General features: G+C 71.8%; 19 protein-coding genes. 5 read left to right on the plus strand and 14 right to left on the minus strand.

The window, feature by feature from the left end; translation table 11 throughout:
- Positions 1-112: 112 nt before the first annotated feature.
- The 3 genes from OG866_RS37415 to OG866_RS37425 all read right to left on the minus strand — a co-directional run bounded on the left by OG866_RS37415 (position 113) and on the right by OG866_RS37425 (position 3,275).
- Positions 113-1,270 (minus strand): ROK family protein, encoded by a 1,158-nt coding sequence (locus OG866_RS37415; protein WP_329341712.1) that lies wholly within the window; start codon positions 1,268-1,270, stop codon positions 113-115.
- Between the two features lie 158 nt (positions 1,271-1,428).
- Positions 1,429-2,091 (minus strand): response regulator transcription factor, encoded by a 663-nt coding sequence (locus OG866_RS37420; protein WP_329341714.1) that lies wholly within the window; start codon positions 2,089-2,091, stop codon positions 1,429-1,431.
- Between the two features lie 14 nt (positions 2,092-2,105).
- A complete protein-coding gene (locus OG866_RS37425) occupies positions 2,106-3,275 on the minus strand; it encodes a sensor histidine kinase (protein ID WP_329341716.1) in 1,170 nt (389 codons plus the stop codon).
- Positions 3,276-3,383: 108 nt separating this feature from the next.
- Here OG866_RS37425 and OG866_RS37430 point away from each other — a divergent pair, with 108 nt between their 5' ends.
- From OG866_RS37430 to OG866_RS37440, 3 genes are read left to right on the plus strand one after another with little or no spacing between them, the layout of a single operon-like run.
- Positions 3,384-4,304, plus strand: a complete 921-nt coding sequence (locus OG866_RS37430; RefSeq protein WP_329341717.1) for an ABC transporter ATP-binding protein — start codon at positions 3,384-3,386, stop codon at positions 4,302-4,304.
- A 1-nt stretch (position 4,305) separates the two neighbouring features.
- Positions 4,306-5,031 (plus strand): ABC transporter permease, encoded by a 726-nt coding sequence (locus tag OG866_RS37435; RefSeq protein ID WP_329341718.1) that lies wholly within the window; start codon positions 4,306-4,308, stop codon positions 5,029-5,031.
- 41 nt (positions 5,032-5,072) lie between these two features.
- Entirely contained in the window at positions 5,073-5,459 is a 387-nt protein-coding gene (locus OG866_RS37440) for a hypothetical protein (protein ID WP_329341719.1), read from the plus strand.
- 4 nt (positions 5,460-5,463) lie between these two features.
- Here the strand turns inward: OG866_RS37440 and mug are convergent, their stop codons facing one another.
- The 9 genes from mug to OG866_RS37485 all read right to left on the minus strand — a co-directional run bounded on the left by mug (position 5,464) and on the right by OG866_RS37485 (position 15,706).
- Entirely contained in the window at positions 5,464-6,012 is a 549-nt protein-coding gene (mug, locus tag OG866_RS37445; protein WP_329344469.1) for a G/U mismatch-specific DNA glycosylase, read from the minus strand.
- Complete coding sequence (gene purB, locus OG866_RS37450) at positions 6,009-7,451, minus strand: adenylosuccinate lyase (RefSeq protein ID WP_329341720.1); 1,443 nt, start codon at positions 7,449-7,451, stop codon at positions 6,009-6,011. The genes mug and purB overlap by 4 nt, the downstream gene beginning before the upstream one ends.
- A 118-nt stretch (positions 7,452-7,569) precedes the next feature.
- Positions 7,570-8,352 carry an SGNH/GDSL hydrolase family protein gene (locus tag OG866_RS37455; RefSeq protein ID WP_329341721.1) on the minus strand — a complete coding sequence of 261 codons (783 nt, stop codon included), beginning with the start codon at positions 8,350-8,352 and terminating at the stop codon, positions 7,570-7,572.
- A 65-nt stretch (positions 8,353-8,417) separates the two neighbouring features.
- Positions 8,418-9,431 carry a hemolysin family protein gene (locus OG866_RS37460; RefSeq protein ID WP_329341722.1) on the minus strand — a complete coding sequence of 338 codons (1,014 nt, stop codon included), beginning with the start codon at positions 9,429-9,431 and terminating at the stop codon, positions 8,418-8,420.
- Entirely contained in the window at positions 9,428-10,759 is a 1,332-nt protein-coding gene (locus OG866_RS37465) for a hemolysin family protein (protein WP_329341724.1), read from the minus strand. Before OG866_RS37465 ends, OG866_RS37460 begins: the two co-directional genes overlap by 4 nt.
- Before the next feature lie 130 nt (positions 10,760-10,889).
- Positions 10,890-11,315 carry a GNAT family N-acetyltransferase gene (locus tag OG866_RS37470; protein ID WP_329341725.1) on the minus strand — a complete coding sequence of 142 codons (426 nt, stop codon included), beginning with the start codon at positions 11,313-11,315 and terminating at the stop codon, positions 10,890-10,892.
- 65 nt (positions 11,316-11,380) lie between these two features.
- Positions 11,381-12,238, minus strand: coding sequence for an LLM class F420-dependent oxidoreductase (locus OG866_RS37475; RefSeq protein WP_329341726.1), 858 nt, complete (start codon positions 12,236-12,238; stop codon positions 11,381-11,383).
- Between the two features lie 44 nt (positions 12,239-12,282).
- On the minus strand, positions 12,283-14,850 hold the full coding sequence (locus OG866_RS37480) for an ABC transporter permease (RefSeq protein WP_329341727.1): 2,568 nt from the start codon (positions 14,848-14,850) through the stop codon (positions 12,283-12,285).
- A 4-nt stretch (positions 14,851-14,854) separates the two neighbouring features.
- Positions 14,855-15,706 carry an ABC transporter ATP-binding protein gene (locus tag OG866_RS37485; RefSeq protein WP_329341728.1) on the minus strand — a complete coding sequence of 284 codons (852 nt, stop codon included), beginning with the start codon at positions 15,704-15,706 and terminating at the stop codon, positions 14,855-14,857.
- Positions 15,707-15,896: 190 nt separating this feature from the next.
- Here OG866_RS37485 and OG866_RS37490 point away from each other — a divergent pair, with 190 nt between their 5' ends.
- Together OG866_RS37490 and OG866_RS37495 are read left to right on the plus strand one after the other, a co-directional pair.
- On the plus strand, positions 15,897-16,124 hold the full coding sequence (locus tag OG866_RS37490) for an antitoxin (protein WP_329341729.1): 228 nt from the start codon (positions 15,897-15,899) through the stop codon (positions 16,122-16,124).
- 43 nt (positions 16,125-16,167) lie between these two features.
- Entirely contained in the window at positions 16,168-16,506 is a 339-nt protein-coding gene (locus tag OG866_RS37495) for a fic family toxin-antitoxin system, toxin component (protein ID WP_329344471.1), read from the plus strand.
- Positions 16,507-16,518: 12 nt separating this feature from the next.
- On the opposite strand, the gene OG866_RS37500 is transcribed toward OG866_RS37495, so the two are convergent.
- Together OG866_RS37500 and OG866_RS37505 are read right to left on the minus strand one after the other, a co-directional pair.
- Positions 16,519-17,199 (minus strand): class I SAM-dependent methyltransferase, encoded by a 681-nt coding sequence (locus tag OG866_RS37500; RefSeq protein WP_329341731.1) that lies wholly within the window; start codon positions 17,197-17,199, stop codon positions 16,519-16,521.
- A 74-nt stretch (positions 17,200-17,273) separates the two neighbouring features.
- Positions 17,274-17,960 carry an esterase/lipase family protein gene (locus OG866_RS37505; RefSeq protein ID WP_329341733.1) on the minus strand — a complete coding sequence of 229 codons (687 nt, stop codon included), beginning with the start codon at positions 17,958-17,960 and terminating at the stop codon, positions 17,274-17,276.
- Between the last annotated feature and the right edge of the window lie 35 nt (positions 17,961-17,995).

The raw sequence follows: 17,995 nt of genomic DNA on the forward strand, positions 1-17,995 counted from the left end.
GTGCCTCGTGCCCCGGAGCAGCTCCGGGGCACGAGGCATGTCAGGGGGGCGATCCGTGGAATCCGCCGGCGCGCGAAACGCGGCACCCGTCAGGGGGCGGGCCGGCGAGCCCTCACCGCCGCGCCGTCACCGTGCCCTCCACCGCGAAGAGCTGCTCCTCCACATGGTCCAGGGCCAGCCGCAGCGCGCCCGTCGCCACCGCCGCCTCGCCGAGCAGCGACAGGGTGACCTTCGGCGGCCGCAGACAGTAGCGCGCCAACTCGCGTCGCAGCGGCTCCAGTACGCCGTCGAGGCCGGCCGCCCAGCCACCGATCACGACCAGCTCGGGGTCGAGGGCCAGGGCGAGGGCCGCCACGTCGTGGACGAGCCGCTGGATGAAGCGTTCGACGGCGGCGCGGGCCCGCTGGTCGCCCTCGCGGGCCTGTGCGAAGACCTCGGCGACGGCCTGCTCGTCGAGCGGGTGCAGCGGCTCGTCAGTGGTGGACAGCAGCGTCTCCGGCGTCACCCCGCGGCCCAGCAGGTGCAGCGCGCCGATCTCGCCGGCCGCCCCGCCGAACCCCCGGTGCAGCCGCCCGCCGATCAGCGACCCGGCGCCGGGGCTCAGCCCGGCCAGCACGAACACCACGTCGTCGGACTCGGTGGCCGCGCCCTTCCAGTGCTCGGCGACCGCCGCCGCGTTGGCGTCGTTCTCCACCAGCACCGGGCATTTGAAGGAACGGCTCAGCCGCTCGCCGAGCCGCAGCCCCGTCCACTCGGGCAGCGCGGCGCACAACCGCACCGTGCCGTCCGCCTCCACGATCCCCGGTGAGGCCACGCCCACGGCCCGCAGCGAGCCACGGGACACCCCCGCCCGGCGCAGCAGCTCCGCGACCGCCGTACGCAGCCGTTCCAGCCGCTCGTCGGCGGAAGCCGTCTCGGTCACGTCCTTCGCGACGGCGCCGAGCACCCGGCCGTCCAGGTCGGACAGGAGCGCGGCCACGCGGTGCGGCCCGATGTCGAGGCCGAGCAGATGACCGGCCTCGGCCCGGAACCGGAACCGCCGCGCGGGCCGCCCCTGCCGGCGGACGACGCTCTCGTCCGCCGCCTTCTCGACGACGTACCCCGCCTCGATCAGCCCCTCGACCACGCCTTCGACCGTCGGCCGGGACAGGCCCGTCACCCGGGTGATCTCGGTGAGGGTCGCGCAGTCCGTGGCACGCAGCGCGTGCAGCACCACCGCGGAGTTGATCCTTCGCAACAGCGAGGGATCCCCGCCGGTCAGCCGCCCCACGGTCCGTCCTCCCAGCTCGTGCGCGTGTTGGCCGGATCGTACAGGTCGCTCCGCCGGGCTGAGCCGCGCCGGGTCGATTTTCGTCGGCCGCGCAGTGAGGGCTGGGCGCGCTGTTCCTCGCGCCCCTTGGGACGCTGCCCTGCCGCCTCTTTCATGCTTCACCCCGGCGCGACGAACCCCGACTCGTACGCCGCGATCACGGCCTGGGTGCGATCCCGCGCGCCCAGTTTCGCCAGTACGGCGCTGACATGCGACTTCACCGTCTCGGTGCCGACGACCAGCCGGGCGGCGATCTCCGCGTTCGACAGCCCCCGCGCCATCAGCCGGAGCACCTCGGCCTCCCGCTCGGTCAGCTGCGCCCGCTCCATCGCCGCGCGGGCCGCACGGTTCCCGCCGTCCTCGCCGTACTCGGCGGCGAGCTGCCGCACCGACGCGGGGAACAGCAGCGACTCGCCCTCGGCGACCAGCCGTACCGCGTGCACGATCTCGGCCGGCCGGGCCCGCTTGAGCAGGAAACCGTCGGCCCCGGCCCGCAGCGCCTCGTACACGTACTCGTCGTTCTCGAACGTCGTCACCACGAGGATCTTCGGCGGCTCGGCCACCGTCCGCAGCACCGCGCGCGTGGCCTCGATGCCGTCCAGCAGCGGCATCCGTACGTCCATGGCCACCACGTCCGGCCGCAGCTGCCGGACCAGCGGAATCACCGCCGCCCCGTCCGCCGCCTCGCCGACCACCTCGATGTCGGGCTGCGCCTCCAGCACGGCCCGCAGACCCGCGCGTACGAGTGGTTCGTCGTCGACGAGGAGAACGGTGACCGGCATCCGGTCAGCCTAGATCAGCGCAGCGGCAGCTCCGCATGCACCTGCCAGTCACCCCGGTCCGGCCCGGTGTGTGCCCGGCCGCCCAGCAGCGCCGCGCGCTCACGGATCCCGCGCAGCCCGCTGCCCCGGCCGGGGCCCGCTATGTCGGCGGTGAGCGGATTGCGGACCTCCAGGGCGAGCGCGCCGCCGTCGACCGAGATACGGACCCGGACGGGCACGGCTCCCGCGTGCCGGAGCACATTGGTCAGAGCCTCCTGGAGGATGCGGTAGCCCTCGCGGGAGACCGGCCCGGGGACCGTGTCGAGGGGGCCGGTCATGTCGACGTCGACCTTCGCGCCCGAGGCCCGCGCGGACTCCAGCAGCCGGCCGGCGTCGGTGAGCGTGGGCCGGGAGCTGACCGGGCGCTGCGACTCGCGCAGGACGCCGAGGACGCGCTCCAGGTCCTCCAGGGCGGCCCGGCCGGTCTCCTCGATGGCGTCCAGGGCGCGCTCGGTGAAGGCGGGGTCGCCCGCCGCGCGCGCGGCGCCCGCCTGGACCACGGCGACGGTCAGGGCGTGGCCGATCGAGTCGTGCAGTTCGCGGGCGATCCGCGTGCGTTCCAGCAACTGCTCGGTGCGCTCCTCCATTGCGGCGAGCCGGTCGGCGGGGGAGGGGCCGAGGAGGCGGCGGGCGAGGGCGGTGATCAGGTGCCCCGAGGCGACCACCGTGGCCGCGAGGACCACCAGCGCCGGGAGCACCAGCAAGGCGTGCCACCAGCGGTGGCCGTCGGGCAGGAACAGCACGCCCTCGTCGGCGCCGCCGCCGAACGGGGACAGCGCCAGGTCCACGGACCCGATGAGGAGTTGGGCGACGAACATCGAGGTCGCGCAGCCGAGCAGCAGCCGCGCCTCCAGCCAGAGCACCACCCGCCCCCGGTCGCTCCAGGACACGGACGGCACGGCGACGATCTCGGTGCTCCCGCTGTCGTGCCGGTGACCGGTCAGCAACAGCCTTGCCTGGAGCCCCTCCACGGTCCGCATGGCGGGCACCAGCCCGACGGGGGCGAGCACCGCGCCCGCCACCACCCAGGTCCACCACGCCTCCTCGATGAACAGCCACATGGCCGGCCACACGATCGCGATGAACAGATGCAGCAATCGTGTGTACGTCACCGCCCGTCCGAACGGGCGCAGCAGGCGGACCATTTGGTCATCGTGCCAGCCCCCACCGACAGTGAGCCTCCCCCGCACGGGGGAGACGATCTCCACTCGCGGGGGAGGCCCGGACCCGCCCGCGACGGCCAGGCTGCTGCCATGACCAGCATCGAAGTCCAGGCCCTCACCAAGGAGTACGGCACCCGGCGAGCCGTGGACGACCTCACCTTCACCGTCCTCCCCGGCCGCGTCACCGGCTTCCTCGGCCCCAACGGTGCCGGAAAGTCCACCACCATGCGGCTCGTGCTCGGCCTCGACCGCCCGACCTCCGGCACCGCCACGATCGGCGGCCGTGCCTACGCCACGCTCCAGGAGCCCCTGCGACATGTGGGTGCCCTGCTCGACGCGCAGGCCGCCCACGGCTCACGTACCGGACGCGACCATCTGCGCACCCTGGCCGCGAGCAACCGTGTTCCGGACCGCCGCGTGGACGAGGTGCTGGAGGAGACCGGGCTCGCCGCGGTGGCCCGGCGCCGGGTGCGGACGTACTCCCTGGGCATGCGCCAGCGGCTCGGCATCGCGGCCGCCCTGCTCGGCGACCCCGAGGTGGTCATGCTCGACGAGCCGTCCAACGGACTCGACCCCGAAGGCATCATCTGGATCCGCGCGTTGCTGCGCCGGCTCGCGGGGGAGGGGCGCACGGTCCTGGTCTCCAGCCACCTCATGAACGAGACCGCGTCCTTCGCCGACCACCTCGTGGTGCTGGGCCGCGGAAGGCTCCTCGCGGACACCCCGATGCGGGAGTTCATCCACGCACGCGTGCGGCCGAGCGTACGGATCCGCACCACGGACCCCGCCGCCCTCAGGACGGTCCTCGCCGACCACGGGCACGACGCCGCCGAACACCAGGACGGCCACTGGAGTGTGCGGCACGCGCGCGTGGACGACATCGGGCGCCTCGTCTCCGCGGCGGGCGTCCCTCTCCTCGAACTGGCCGCGGAGGAGGCCACCTTGGAGCAGGCGTATCTGGACCTCACCGCCACCGAGACCGAGTTCACCGCACAGCCGCAGGAGGCCTGAGATGCCGTTCGCACCCGTCCTTCACGCCGAGTGGCTGAAGATCCGCACCCTGCGTTCGCTGCTCGGGGCGCTGCTGGCGCTGTTCGCGGCGACCACGGCGTTCTCCGCGATCGCCGGGGCCTCCGAGACGTCCGACCCCGAGTTCGACCCGCTGTACATGGCGTTGTCCGGGGTGATGCCGGGCCAGATCGCGGCGATCTCCTTCGGCGCCCTGGCGGTGTCCTCGGAGTTCCACGGGGGTGGACTCCGGCTCTCGCTCGCCGCGGTGCCGCAGCGCGGGCGATGGTTCGCGGCCAAGCTCACCGCCATCGCCGTACCGGCCCTGGTGGTTGGCCTGGTCACCGCCTTCGCCGCCCTCGGCGTCGCCCGCGCGGGCCTCGGTGACGCGGCGAGCGGGCTCGGCTTCGGCGAGCAGGCGCGCGGCGTCGTGGGCTGTGGGATCTACCTCATGCTGATGGCGCTGTTCGCGGCGGGCCTCACGGCGCTGCTGCGCAGCGGAGTGGGCGCACTGTCCCTGATGATCCCGTTCATCCTGGTCGTGTCGTTCGTGATCGGGGACGTGCCCGGCGGCCCCACCGACTACCTGCCCGACCGGGCGGGACAGATCGTCCTCTACGAGACGCACGACGGACCGCTCGGGCCGTGGTCCGGCCTCGCGGTGACGGCACTGTGGACCGCTGCGGTTGTTGCCGCGGGCGCCTGGAGCGTGCGGCGCAGGGACGCCTGACGGCACGCCAGTTGTCAGTGGTACCCGGTTTACTGGATCACATGGACATCGCGAAGGACCTCGCCCTGATCGACCAGCTGTGCGCCCGGGACTTCCCCGCGGAGCACGATCCCTACCACACCGCGTGGTTAGGGCCGGGGGACTGGCCGGACGCGAGCGACTGCTACGCCTACGAGGCGGCGCTCGTGGAGCGGCTGACCGAGCGATGGGGGGAGTCGGACCGGTGGGGGACCGTGACCCTGGAGGAGCGCATCGCGCGGGGTGAGGTCATACCCGAACCCTGGGCGATGCTCACCGCCCTGGCCATCGACGTGCGGACGTGGATCGTGTCCGGCGGCGGCCGTCGGGTCACCGTGGCGGTGGCCGACCGGGACGAGGAGAGCCGGCCGCAGCTGTGGGTCGGCGTCACGCGGAGCGCCCCGCCGTGACCCGTCAGGTCTCCTCGGCCGCCCGTCGCAGCCGCGCGAACTCCTCCGCCATCGTCGCCGCCGTCCAATGGGCGTTCAGCCCGCTCGGATTCGGCAGCACCCACACGCGCGTGTCCCCGATCGTCCGCTCCTGCGGACCCACCTGGGCCTTCTTGTCGTCGAAGGCCGCCCGATACGCGGTGACCCCCACGACAGCCAGCCACCGCGGCCGCAACCGGGCCACCTTCAGCGCCAGTTGCCGCCCGCCTTCGCGGTACTCCTCCGCGCTCAGCTCGTCCGCCCGCGCGGTCGCCCGCGCCACGACGTTGGTGATGCCGAGCCCGTACGACAGCAACTCCCGCTGCTCGTCGGGCTTCATGAGCCTCGGCGTGAAACCCGACAGATGCAGCACCGGCCAGAAGCGGTTGCCCGGACGGGCGAAGTGATGACCCGTAGCGGCGGTCATCAGACCGGGGTTGATCCCGCAGAACAGCACGCGGAGACCGTCCGCGACGACATCCGGTACCAGACGGTCGCGGGCGGCCTCCAGCTCGGCGGCGGTGAAGCGCGTCAGAGGATGGCTCCGGGGGTGTAACCGGCGGCCTCCGGGTGCTGCTTCGCGATCTCCTCGATCCGGCCGACGACCACACCGACCTGGTCGGCCGCGGCGCCCGTGAAGGACAGCTTGTCGGCCATCAGCGCGTCGAGCTGGGCCCGGTCGAGCGGGATGCGCTCGTCGGCGGCCAGCTTGTCGAGGAGCTCGTTGCGCTCGGCACCCTGCTCACGCATCGCGAGCGCGGAGGCCACGGCGTTCTCCTTGATGGCCTCGTGCGCGACCTCACGACCGACGCCCGCCCGGACCGCGCCCATCAGCACCTTGGTGGTGGCGAGGAACGGCAGGTAGCGGTCCAGCTCACGGGCCACGACCGCCGGGAAGGCACCGAACTCGTCGAGCACGGTCAGGAACGTCTCCAGCAGACCGTCCAGCGCGAAGAACGCGTCCGGCAGCGCGACGCGGCGCACCACCGAGCAGGACACGTCGCCCTCGTTCCACTGGTCGCCCGCCAGCTCGCCGGTCATCGAGGCGTAACCGCGCAGGATGACCATCAGGCCGTTGACGCGCTCGCAGGACCGCGTGTTCATCTTGTGCGGCATCGCCGAGGAGCCCACCTGGCCCGGCTTGAAGCCCTCGGTCACCAGCTCGTGCCCGGCCATCAGACGGATGGTCTTCGCCAGCGAGGACGGCGCCGCCGCCAGCTGCACCAGCGCGGTGACGACCTCGTAGTCCAGCGAGCGCGGGTAGACCTGGCCGACCGACGTGAACGCCTGAGAGAAGCCGAGGTGCCGCGCGATCCGGTTCTCCAGGTCGGCCAGCTTCGCCGCGTCGCCGCCGAGCAGGTCGAGCATGTCCTGCGCGGTGCCGACCGGGCCCTTGATGCCGCGCAGCGGGTAGCGGCCGAGCAGCTCCTCGACGCGGCCGTACGCCACGAGCAGTTCGTCGGCGGCGGTCGCGAACCGCTTGCCCAGCGTCGTGGCCTGCGCGGCCACGTTGTGGGAGCGGCCGGCCATGACCAGCTCGGCGTACTCGCCGGCCAGCTTGCCGAGCCGCGCCAGCACGGCCACCGTACGGTCGCGCACCAGCTCCAGGGAGAGCCGGATCTGGAGCTGCTCGACGTTCTCGGTGAGGTCGCGCGAGGTCATGCCCTTGTGGACGTGCTCGTGCCCGGCGAGGTCGTTGAACTCCTCGATCCGCGCCTTCACGTCGTGCCGCGTGACCTTCTCGCGCTCGGCGATGGAGGCCAGGTCGACGGTGTCGAGGACACGCTCGTAGTCGGCGATCGCCGCGTCCGGGACCTCGATGCCGAGGTCCTTCTGGGCCCGCAGCACGGCGAGCCAGAGCTGCCGCTCGAGCTTCACCTTCTGCTCGGGCGACCAGAGCGTGGCGAGCTCGGCGGAGGCGTAGCGTCCGGCGAGGACGTTCGGGATGCGGGGCTTGGCGGGCGCAGAAGTCACGTGTCCAGATTCTACTGGCGGTTTGTGCAGGCCAGCGCCATGGGTCCGTTCGTCGGAAACTACGAGACCCACGTCACGGAGACCCGCGTCACGGCCGGTCATCGCCGGCGACCTGCGACTACGCCAGGGGCCCCTCGTACGGCAGCAGATCGGGCCGCTTCGGCGGCAGCCCGTCCCCGGACGACCGGCCCGTCAGCCGACGCCCGATCCAGGGGATCAGGTGCTGCCTCGCGAAGCGGGCGTCTGCGACCCGGCGGGCGGCCCACCCGGGCGGCAGCGTCGTCGGCAGCGGGGTACGCCACTCGGTGTCCTCGGGGTCGTAGCCGAGTGTCTGCCACACCGCCTCCGCGACCCGGCGGTGCCCCTCGGGCGACAGGTGCAGCCGGTCCACGTCCCAGAGGCGGGGGTCGCTCAGCGACGGCGCCCCGTACAGGTCGACGACCAGGGCGCCGTGCCGCTCCGCCAGCTCGTCGACGCAGACGAACAGCTCCTCCATGCGCGGCCGGAACCGCTCCAGGACCGGACCCTGGCGGCCGGGGCTGCGCATCAGCACCAGCTGCTTGCAGGACGGGGCGAGCCGTTCCACGGCCTCGGTGAGCAGATCCCGTACCCGGACCATGTCGCACTTGGGTCGCAGGGTGTCGTTCAGTCCGCCCACCAGCGTGATCACGTCCGGCTGCATGGCCGCCGCCACGTCGACCTGCTCATCGACGATCTGCTTGATCAGCTTGCCGCGCACCGCGAGGTTCGCGTAGCGGAAACCGGGAGTGCGGGCGGCCATCCGGCCGGCCAGGACATCGGCCCAGCCGCGGTAGGAGCCGTCCGGCAGCAGGTCCGACATGCCCTCGGTGAAGGAGTCGCCGACCGCGACCAGGCTGGTGTGTGTGGGGTTCTTCTGCATGGCGGAAGAAATGGTAGCCCGTGCACATACCCGACGGTCGGTCGCCCTGTGCGCGACCGCGGCCCTCAGGTCCGCTGCCCGAACAGCCGCCGCAGCACGTCCTCCATCGTCACCAGCCCCGCCAGCCGCCCGTCGTCCCCGACCGCCGCCGCCAGATGCGTCCGTCCGCCCCGCATGGCCGTCAGCACGTCGTCCAGCGGCGTGCTCTCCCGCACGCGCGCGATGGGCCGCATGTCGCGCACCAGGAACGGCACGTCCCGCGGCGAGGCGTCCAAGGCGTCCTTGACATGCAGATAGCCGACGATCCTGCGCGTCTCGTCGACCACCGGGAACCGCGAGAACCCGGACTCGGCCGACAGCCCCTCCAGCTCCTCCGGAGTGACGCCCACGCGCGCGTAGACGACGCGTTCGAGCGGGAGCACGACCTCGCCCACCGGGCGGCGGCCCAGTTCCAGCGCGTCGTGCAGCCGCTCCCGGGTGCGGTCGTCGATCAGTCCCGCCTCGTCGGAGTCCTTCACCAGGCGGGCCAGTTCCGCGTCCGAGAAGGTCGCCGTGACCTCGTCCTTGGTCTCGACCCGCAGCAGCCGCAGCAGACCGTTCGCGAAGGCGTTGACCGTGAAGATCACCGGCCGCAGCGCACGGGACAGGGTGACCAGGGGCGGGCCGAGGACGAGCGCGCTGCGTACCGGTTCCGCCAGCGCGATGTTCTTCGGCACCATCTCGCCGAGCAGCATGTGCAGATAGGTCGCCGCGGTCAGCGCGATCACGAAGGACACCGCGTGCCCGGCGCCCTTCGGCACGCCCAGCGCGTGGAACACCGGCTCCAGCAGATGCGCGATCGCCGGCTCGGCGACGACACCGAGGACCAGGGTGCACAGGGTGATCCCGAGCTGGGCGGCCGCCATCAGCGCCGACACGTGCCGCAGGCCCCACAGCACGCTCTTGGCGCGCCGGTCGCCCTCCTCGGCATACGGCTCGATCTGGCTGCGGCGCACGGAGATCAGCGCGAACTCGGCGCCCACGAAGAAGGCGTTGACCACGAGGGTCGCGAAGCCGATCAGCAGCTGGACGGCGGTCATGCCTCGGCCCCTTCGTCGGACACGTCGAGCGGTGCGCGCAGCAGCACCCGCGCCGCCCGGCGCCCCGAGGCGTCCACGACGTCCAGCCGCCAGCCGGTGACCTCGACCGTGTCGCCGACGACGGGGATCCGGCCGAGCTCGCTCGCCACGAGCCCCGCCAGCGTCTCGTACGGCCCCTCGGGCGTCCGCAGCCCGACGCGCGCGAGCTGGTCGACGCGGGCCGAGCCGTCGGCCGAGTACAGCGTGCGGCCCTCGTCGTCGCTCCCGGCCGGGGCCAGGTCGGGCGTCTCGTGCGGGTCGTGCTCGTCGCGGACCTCGCCCACGACCTCCTCGACGATGTCCTCCAGCGTCGCCACCCCGGCCGTGCCGCCGTACTCGTCGATGACCACGGCCATCGTGCGTTTCCCGGACAGCCGGTCCAGCAGCCGGTCCACGGTGAGCGACTCCGGGACGAGCAGCGGCTCGCGCATCAGTTCGGAGACGGGTACCCGGGTCCGGCGCTCGGCCGGGACTGTCAGGACGTCCTTGATGTGCGCGGTGCCCACGACCGAGTCGAGGTTGCCGCGGTAGACCGGGAAACGGGACAGGCCGGTCGCGCGCGTGGCGTTCGCGACGTCCTCGCAGGTCGCCTGCACATCCAGCGCGATGACCTGCACCCGCGGTGTCATGACGTTCTCCGCGGTGAGATCCGCGAGATTCAGGGTCCGTACGAAGAGTTCGGCGGTGTCGGCCTCCAGCGCCCCCTCCTTGGCGGAGTACCGGGCCAGCGCCGCCAGCTCCTGTGGTCCGCGCGCGGCGGCCAGCTCCTCGGTGGGCTCCACGCCGAGGCGGCGCACGACACGGTTCGCGGTGTTGTTGAGATGCGTGATGAAGGGCCGGAACGCGGCGCTGAACCACCGTTGCGCGTTCCCCACCCGCTTGACCACGGCCAGCGGCGAGGAGATCGCCCAGTTCTTCGGCACCAGCTCGCCCACGACCATCAGGAACACCGTCGACAGCGCCGTACCCAGCACCAGCGCGAGCGAGGAGGCCGTCGAGTCGGAGATCCCGAGCGACTCCAGGGGGCCGGCGATCAGCTTGGCGATCGACGGCTCGGCGAGCATGCCGACGACCAGGTTGGTCACGGTGATGCCGAGCTGCGCCCCGGAGAGCTGGAAGGTCAGATTCCGTACGGCCTTCAGGGCGCCCGACGCGCCCCGCTCGCCCCGCTCCACGGCCCGCTCCAGGGCCCCTCGCTCGACCGTGGTCAGCGAGAACTCCGCGGCCACGAAGGCACCGCAGGCCACGGAGAGCAGGATCGCCACGAGCAGCAGGAGCACTTCGGTCATCGGGTCACCTCCGTCCCATGATCGGACAGGGCGTGGCAGCCCACACCTTTCACCGGGAGGTCGGGTGACCCATCCACGGCAAAGGAAAAGTAAAGCCGCCTGAACCGTGGGGCGTGTGACCGCGAGTCCCTCAGACCGCGAGGTGCTTCACCCAGCGCCGCCACTTCTCCTCCGGCGCGTACCCGGCGGCCCGCCACGCCGCCTGCCCCGTCTCGTTGCGCACCAGCACCATCGCGTCCCCACGACGGCCGCCGAGCTGGACGAACCGCTCCTCCGCCGCGGCGAGCAGCGCCGAGCCGATGCCCTGGCGACGGCGCTCCGGGTGCACCGCGAGCCGGTACAGATGGCAGCGCCAGCCGTCGAAGCCCGCGATCACCGTGCCGACCAGCTCACCGCCCCGCTCGGCCAGGATCAGCGCCTCGGGATCGCGGGCGACGAGCCGCTCGACGCCCTCCCGGTCGTCGCTGATGCTCGTGCCCTCGGCGGCCGTCTTCCAGAAGGCCAGCACACTGTCGAGGTCCTCGGGCGCGGCGGCCCTGATGCGCAGATCGGTCATGCGGCGATCCCATCACGTACCCCGCGACGAGACCCGGAATTCCAGCATCCGGACAGCGGCGGCGGTCACTTGCCGCCCAGCTCCGCGACGACCGGCGCGAACGCCTCCATGTGCGGCTCCAGCACGGTCAGATAGCTGAAGCCGTACGTCTCACGCAGCGCGAGCACCTTCGCGGTGACCTCCGCCTGATTGCCGACCAGCAGGATGGGCAGTTCCAGCGCCTGCTCCACGGTGAAGCCCGGAACCCGGCCGACGAGCGGTCGTACCGCGGCCTCGGGATCGTCCGTGACGACCACCATCTGGATGAGCAGATTCAGTTCCGCCGGTTCCGCGCGGCCCGCCGCCAGCTCTCGGTACCGGGCGAACCGCGTGTCGAACTCCGCGAGGGTCGTCGGCACCAGCTTGCCGTCCGTGTTCCCCGGGACCAGATACGCGCCCGTGAACGCGGCGATGTCCGCGTGCTCGGCGGTGAGCCGCAGCATCCGTTCACCGTTGCCGCCGAGCAGCAGCGGCACCTTCGCATCGACGAGCTGCCCCAACTCCTCGACCGTGTGCCGTAGATGGTCCACCCGCGCGCGTGGCGTCCCGAAGGGCAGCCCGGCCCGGTCGTGCTCCGCCTGTACGTACCCGGTGCCCAGGCCCAGTTCGAGGCGTCCGTCCGTCAGCGCGTGCGTCGTTGCCACCTCGCGGGCGAGCAACGCCGGGTTCCAGAAACCCGCGTTGAGCACGAACGTGCCCAGCCGTGGCCGCTCCGTCGCCGCGCCCGCCGCGACCAGCGCCGGGAAGGGCGCGGGCATGCCCAGGTGGTCGGGGACGAGGATCACGTCGTACCCGATCTCCTCGGCCCGGCGGCACTTGGCACGCCACTCCCCGGCGGGCGCGGGGTCGATCAGGCTGACGCCGAAGCGGAACGGACGCGGCATGAACTCTCCTCGGACACCGACGACTTGAGGTCACGCCGATTCCATCACTCGTGCGCGATGGCCGCCAGAACATTCATGCGGGATGCACGCAACGCGGGCAGCAGCGCCGCCACGATGCCCACGACCGCCGATCCGACCACCACCGCGACGATCGTCGTCCACGGGATCGCGAGCGCGTTCATGCCCTGCAACTCCAGCACCTGCTGGACGCACACCCCCCACACCAGGCCCAGCGCGAGTCCCAGGACCGCGCCGAAGACGGCGATCACCACCGACTCCAGGCGGATCATCCGGCGCAGCTGGCGGCGGGCGAGCCCGATCGCGCGCAGCAGTCCGATCTCCCGGGTGCGCTCCACCACCGACAGGGCAAGGGTGTTGACCACGCCGAGCACCGCGATGACGATCGCGAGGCCGAGCAGCGCGTACACCAGGTAGAGCAGCACGGCGATCTGGTCGTGGACCAGCTTCTTGTAGTCGGCCAGGTCACGGACCTGGACCTGCGGATAGGGGTCGAGGGACTTGTCCAGCCGGGCCCGCAGCTGGTCGGCGTCGGTGCCGGAGGCGGCGTTGACGTAGAGCGCGGAGTCCTGGCCGCCCGGCACGTACTTCTCGGCCGTGGCGATACCGAAGAACAGCCCGCCCTGCATACCGAAGCCGTCCGAGCCGTCCTGGTCGGTGAGGGCGGCGACCTTCATCTCCGCGCGCTGCCCGCCCGGGAACTCGACGGGGACCGTGTCGCCGATCCGCACGCCGTGGTCCTTGGCGAAGTCCACGTCCATGCCCATGCTGCCGGGCGCCAGCGCCGCCGCCGAGTCCCCGTCCGCGTACGTGACATGGGCGACGTCGTCCACCTTGTCGTCGTAGCCCGCGGCGGTCGTCTCGACGCGCTTGCCGTCCGGCAGCCGCACCGCGAGCGGCGCGAACCGCTGCCGTACGACGAGTCCGACGCCCTCGGTGTCGCGCACGGCGTCCGTGACGGTCTGCGAGAACGGCACGAAGTTGGTGTTCTGGACGACGAAGTCGGCGCCCAGCGTCTTGTCGATCTGCTGGTCGAAGGACTTGGACATCGACGCGCTCGCCACCGACATGCCACCGACCAGTGCGAGGCCCACCATCAGGGCCGCCGCGGTGGCGCCCGTACGACGGGGATTGCGCAGGGCGTTGCGCTGGCTCATGCGGCCGATCGAGCCGAACAGCGCCGGGAAGGCCCCGCCCAGCACCCGGATCACCGGGCGGACCAGCAGCGGGCCCGCGATCACCGTCGCGATGAGCGTGAGGACGACACCGAGCCCCAGCAGGGAGGCCGACGAGGACGTCTTCGTCGCCGTCGCACAGCCCACCAGGGCCGCCGCGCCGAGCGCTCCGACGATCGAGCCCACGACCGCCCGCGTCCTGAGCGGCTTGCCGATGCCCGCGATCTCCGCGTCCGCGAGCGCGGCCATCGGGGAGACGCCCGCCGCCCGCCGCGCCGGTAGATACGCCGCCACGAAGGTGACGCCGACCCCGACGACGTACGCCGCCACGGGAGTTCCCCAACCGACCACCATCTCCGTGGTCTTGAGGTTCATCCCGAAGACACCCATCAGCTTGATGAGGCCGGCCGCGAGCCCGATGCCCGCCGCCAGGCCCAGCGTCGAGCCGACCAGGCCGAGCAGGATCGCCTCGGTCAGCACCGACCGGCGCACCTGCCGACGGTCGGCACCGAGGGCCCTGAGGAGGCCCAACTCCCGGGTGCGCTGGGCGATCAGCATCGAGAAGGTGTTGACGATCAGGAAGATGCCGACCAGCACCGCGATCCCGGCGAAGCCGAGCATCACGTACTTGATGACGTCCAGGAACCCGCCGAGATCCTCCGCGGCGGAGTCGGCCTGCTCGTCGGCGGTCTTCACGTCATAGGCGCCGGTGTCGAGCGTGGCGGCGATCCGGCTCTTGAGCTGGGCGTCGCTCACACCGGGGGCCGCGTCCACCGAGATGCCCGTCGCCTTGTCCGGCGAGCCGAGCAGCTGGTCCGGGGCGGTGGCCGGGTCGAGGAAGACGAGGGCCGCGCCCGGGTTTGTCGTGGTGAAGGTGGCGATGCCGACGATCCTGACCTTGAACGTGCCCGGCTGGGCCAGCACGGTCAGCGTGTCACCGATCTTCACGTGCTTCTTGTCGGCGGTGTCCGCGTCAAGGAGCGCCTCGGCGGCGCCGCGCGGGGCATGGCCGGAGGTCAGCTTCACGGGGCTGCGGTCGGTGACGTACCAGTCGGCGGCGATGGTGGGCGCGCCGGTGGTCGGGCCGACCGACTCGTTGTCACTGTCGACGACCGTGATGTTCTCGACGCCCACGTCGGGGTGGGCCGAGGCGACGCCGTCGACCTTCGCGACCTGGGCGGCCAGCGAGGCGGGCAGGGTCCGGGCCTCGCCGGTCGGCACCTGGGAGTCGAGGTCGTCCTTCGGCTCCACCGTCACATCGGCGGACGTGGAGGCGAAGAGCCGGTCGAAGGTGCGGGTCACCGTGTCGGAGAAGATCAGGCTGCCCGCGACGAACGCCACGGACAGGACGATGGCCAGCGCGGACAGCAGCAGCCGTCCCTTGTGCGCGAGGAAGCTGCGGAGCGTCGCCTTCAGCACCGGTTCAGTCCTTGTCGAGGGAGACGTCGGGGGAGACGTCGGAGGACGCGTCGCCGGAGGGAGGGCCACTCTCGGCCTGGCCGCGGATCACGTCGAACCGCTTCATCCGCTCCAGCACCGCCTCCGCCGTCGGCCGCTCCATCTCGTCGACGATCCGTCCGTCCCCCAGGAAGAGCACCAGGTCGGAGTGGGCGGCGGCGCCCGGGTCGTGGGTGACCATGACGACGGTCTGCCCGAGGTCGTCCACCGCGTCACGCAGGAAGCCGAGCACCTCCAGACCGGCCCGCGAGTCGAGGTTGCCGGTCGGCTCGTCCGCGAAGATCAGCTCGGGCCGGGAGGCCAGCGCCCGCGCGCACGCCACCCGCTGCTGCTGACCGCCGGACAGCTGGGCGGGCCGGTGCGTGAGCCGGTCCCGCAGCCCGAGCGTGTCGATGACCTGGTCCAGCCACTTCTCGTCGGGCTTCTTGCCCGCGATGTCCATGGGCAGGGTGATGTTCTCGGCCGCGTTCAGCGTCGGGATCAGGTTGAACGACTGGAACATGAACCCGATCCGGTCCCGCCGCAGCCGCGTCAGCTCGCGCTCTTTCAGGCCCGTGATCTCGGTGTCGCCGAGCCAGACCTGGCCGGCGGACACGTTGTCGAGCCCGGCCAGGCAGTGCATCAGGGTCGACTTCCCGGAGCCGGACGGCCCCATGACCGCGGTGAAGCGACCGCGCGCGATCTCCACGTCCACCGAGTCGAGGGCGAGCACCGTGGTCTCGCCCGAGCCGTACGCCTTGGTCAGTCCGCGGGCGCGGGCCGCGATCCCGTCGGCCGGGGCATGGCCGGGGGCGTGCTCCGCAGCAGATGTGGACAAGACTGCCTCCTCGCTCGGACGTACGGACTCCCGGCCGAGCGTAGTGTGACCCCGCCCACACCCGGTATCCCCCTGGAGTGCAAGGCCGTCTCCACCCCAGGTCGGGCCCCTGATACCGGTGTAAGGGGCAATCTCCACCCACGGGCGGACCCCCTTGCCGGTGCTAGCGGTCCGGCGCTAGCGTCGAGGTATGGCGAAGACCCAGCTGAACGTACGGGTGGACGAGGGCACCGCCCGCGCGGCTCGCGAACGCGCCCTGGCCCGCGGCATGAGCGTCAACCGCTACATCGAAGAGCTGGTCAAACAGGATGCCGGGGAGGTCGGGCAGACCTTCGTCGAGGCTGCCGCCGACTTCATGAAGCAGTACGAGAACGTGTTCGCCGAGGAGTTCGGCGGCGAGCGCGAGGGGCGTCGCTGACCTCTTGAGCGACAACGTGAGAATCGACCTCGCCTGGCTCCTCATGCTCGCCGAACAGAAGACCCCCGGAGACCCCCAGGTCACCGACTGGGGCGCCCTCGTCGCCGCCGTCGCACGCCACGAGGCCGAGATCTTCGACGTGCCCGTCTACGACAGTCCGCACGCCCGCGCCGCCGCCCTGCTCCAACTCCTGATCCATGTACCGGCGTTGGAGCGCTCCAACGCCCTGTACGCGTCCTCCGTCGCCTACGCGTACCTCGTCGCGAGCGGCCTCAAGGTCGTCACCTCGCCCGAGCAGGTCCGCGACCTGGCCCGGCTGGTCAAGAACGGGGACGCCTCGGTGCACGACATCGCGGAGGAACTGCGGCAGTGGAGCCAGTGACCACCGGGCCGATCACTCGGCAGGACGCCAGGCGGTGCCCAGCACACAGAAGGACGCCGGTGTCCTGGGCCCCTTCTCCGGCATGAACACCCGCCGATAGGGCCCGAGTTCGAACCCCGCCTCGCGGAGCGCGGCGATCGGCTCCCGGGACAGATGGCAGCCCCCGGCCAGCGGCGGCCACACCGTCCGGTCCAGCGCCCGCTGGGTGAACCGCATCGCCGGCCCGCCGCCCCGGCCGTGCTCGAAGAACCGCAGGACGCCACCGGGCCGCAGCACCCGCCGTATCTCCGCCAGAGCCCGCGGCACATCGCGCACGCTGCACAGGACCAGCGAGACCACGGCCGCGTCGAAGGCCTCGCTCTTGACCGGCAGCGCCTCCGCGGCGCCCGGCGCCACATCGACGGGCACCTCGGAGCGCAGGGCGGACTCGACCGCCAACTGTCGCAGCGCGCGCTCCGGTTCGATCGCCACGACCTCCGCGACGGTGGGCGGATAGTGGCCGAAGTTCAGTCCGTTGCCCGCGCCGATCTCGATCACCCGCCCCGACAGCCCGGACAGCAGCCGGTCACGTACCCCGGCCATGCCCCAGCGGGTCTCGGCGCTCACGCTCACGCGGGCGTAGTAACGGGCGAACAGCGGGTGGTGCACGGGATCACTCGGCAACCTGTCCGAGCCGGCGGACCGTAGCGGCATGGCGACCTCCCGAAAGGACGGGCCCTACCGTGATTGTCCCCCGGTGCGCGATCCGTGCACCTCCCGCTCGCGCGTTATGCGACGAAGCCGCGCACCTGCTGGTACACGCCGTAGTCGTTGTTCATGTCGGTGTGCGAGACGCAGCCGACCTCGACATTGGTCGCCCCGCTCAGGATCGCGGTGGTGTCCGGGGTGAGCGCGTCGTCGCAGTTGGACCAGTAGCTGGCGTACGAGACGCTGCCCGGGGTCTCGTCACCGGAGTTGAGCGAGGTCAGGAACGAACTGCCCGTGTACATCTCGGCACACGACGTGTACAGCCAGGAGCACCAGGAGGCGGTCGTGGTGCCGTGGTTGACTCCGGCCACCGAGACGAAGTCGTCCACGTACGACGTCCCGCTCAGGTTCCTCAGGTAGTAACGGGAGTTCAGCGCGCCCATGGAGTGCACGACCAGGTCCACCTTCGAGGCGCCGGTCTGCGACAGCACGGTCTTCACATAGCTGGAGAGCTGGCTCGCGGTGGTGACGTTCGACTTGGACCAGTCGTACGAGAACGCGTACAGCTGCGAGGACGTGTAGCCGTCGGCCTTGAAGTCGGCGATCCAGTCGTCCCAGCTACTGGCGTCACTGCTCAAACCATGGACGAAGACGATCGGATCGTGGCTCGCGGCCTGAGCGGGGGCCGCGGACAGGGAGAGCGACAGAAGGAGCGAGGTGACGACGGCCGAGACGGCCGCTGACATGCGGCGCATGCGGCGTTGCATGGTGCCTCCAGATACGGGTGGGGTTGTCAGGAGGG

It is taken from the genome of Streptomyces sp. NBC_00663 (assembly GCF_036226885.1).
Taxonomy (GTDB): Bacteria; Actinomycetota; Actinomycetes; order Streptomycetales; family Streptomycetaceae; genus Streptomyces.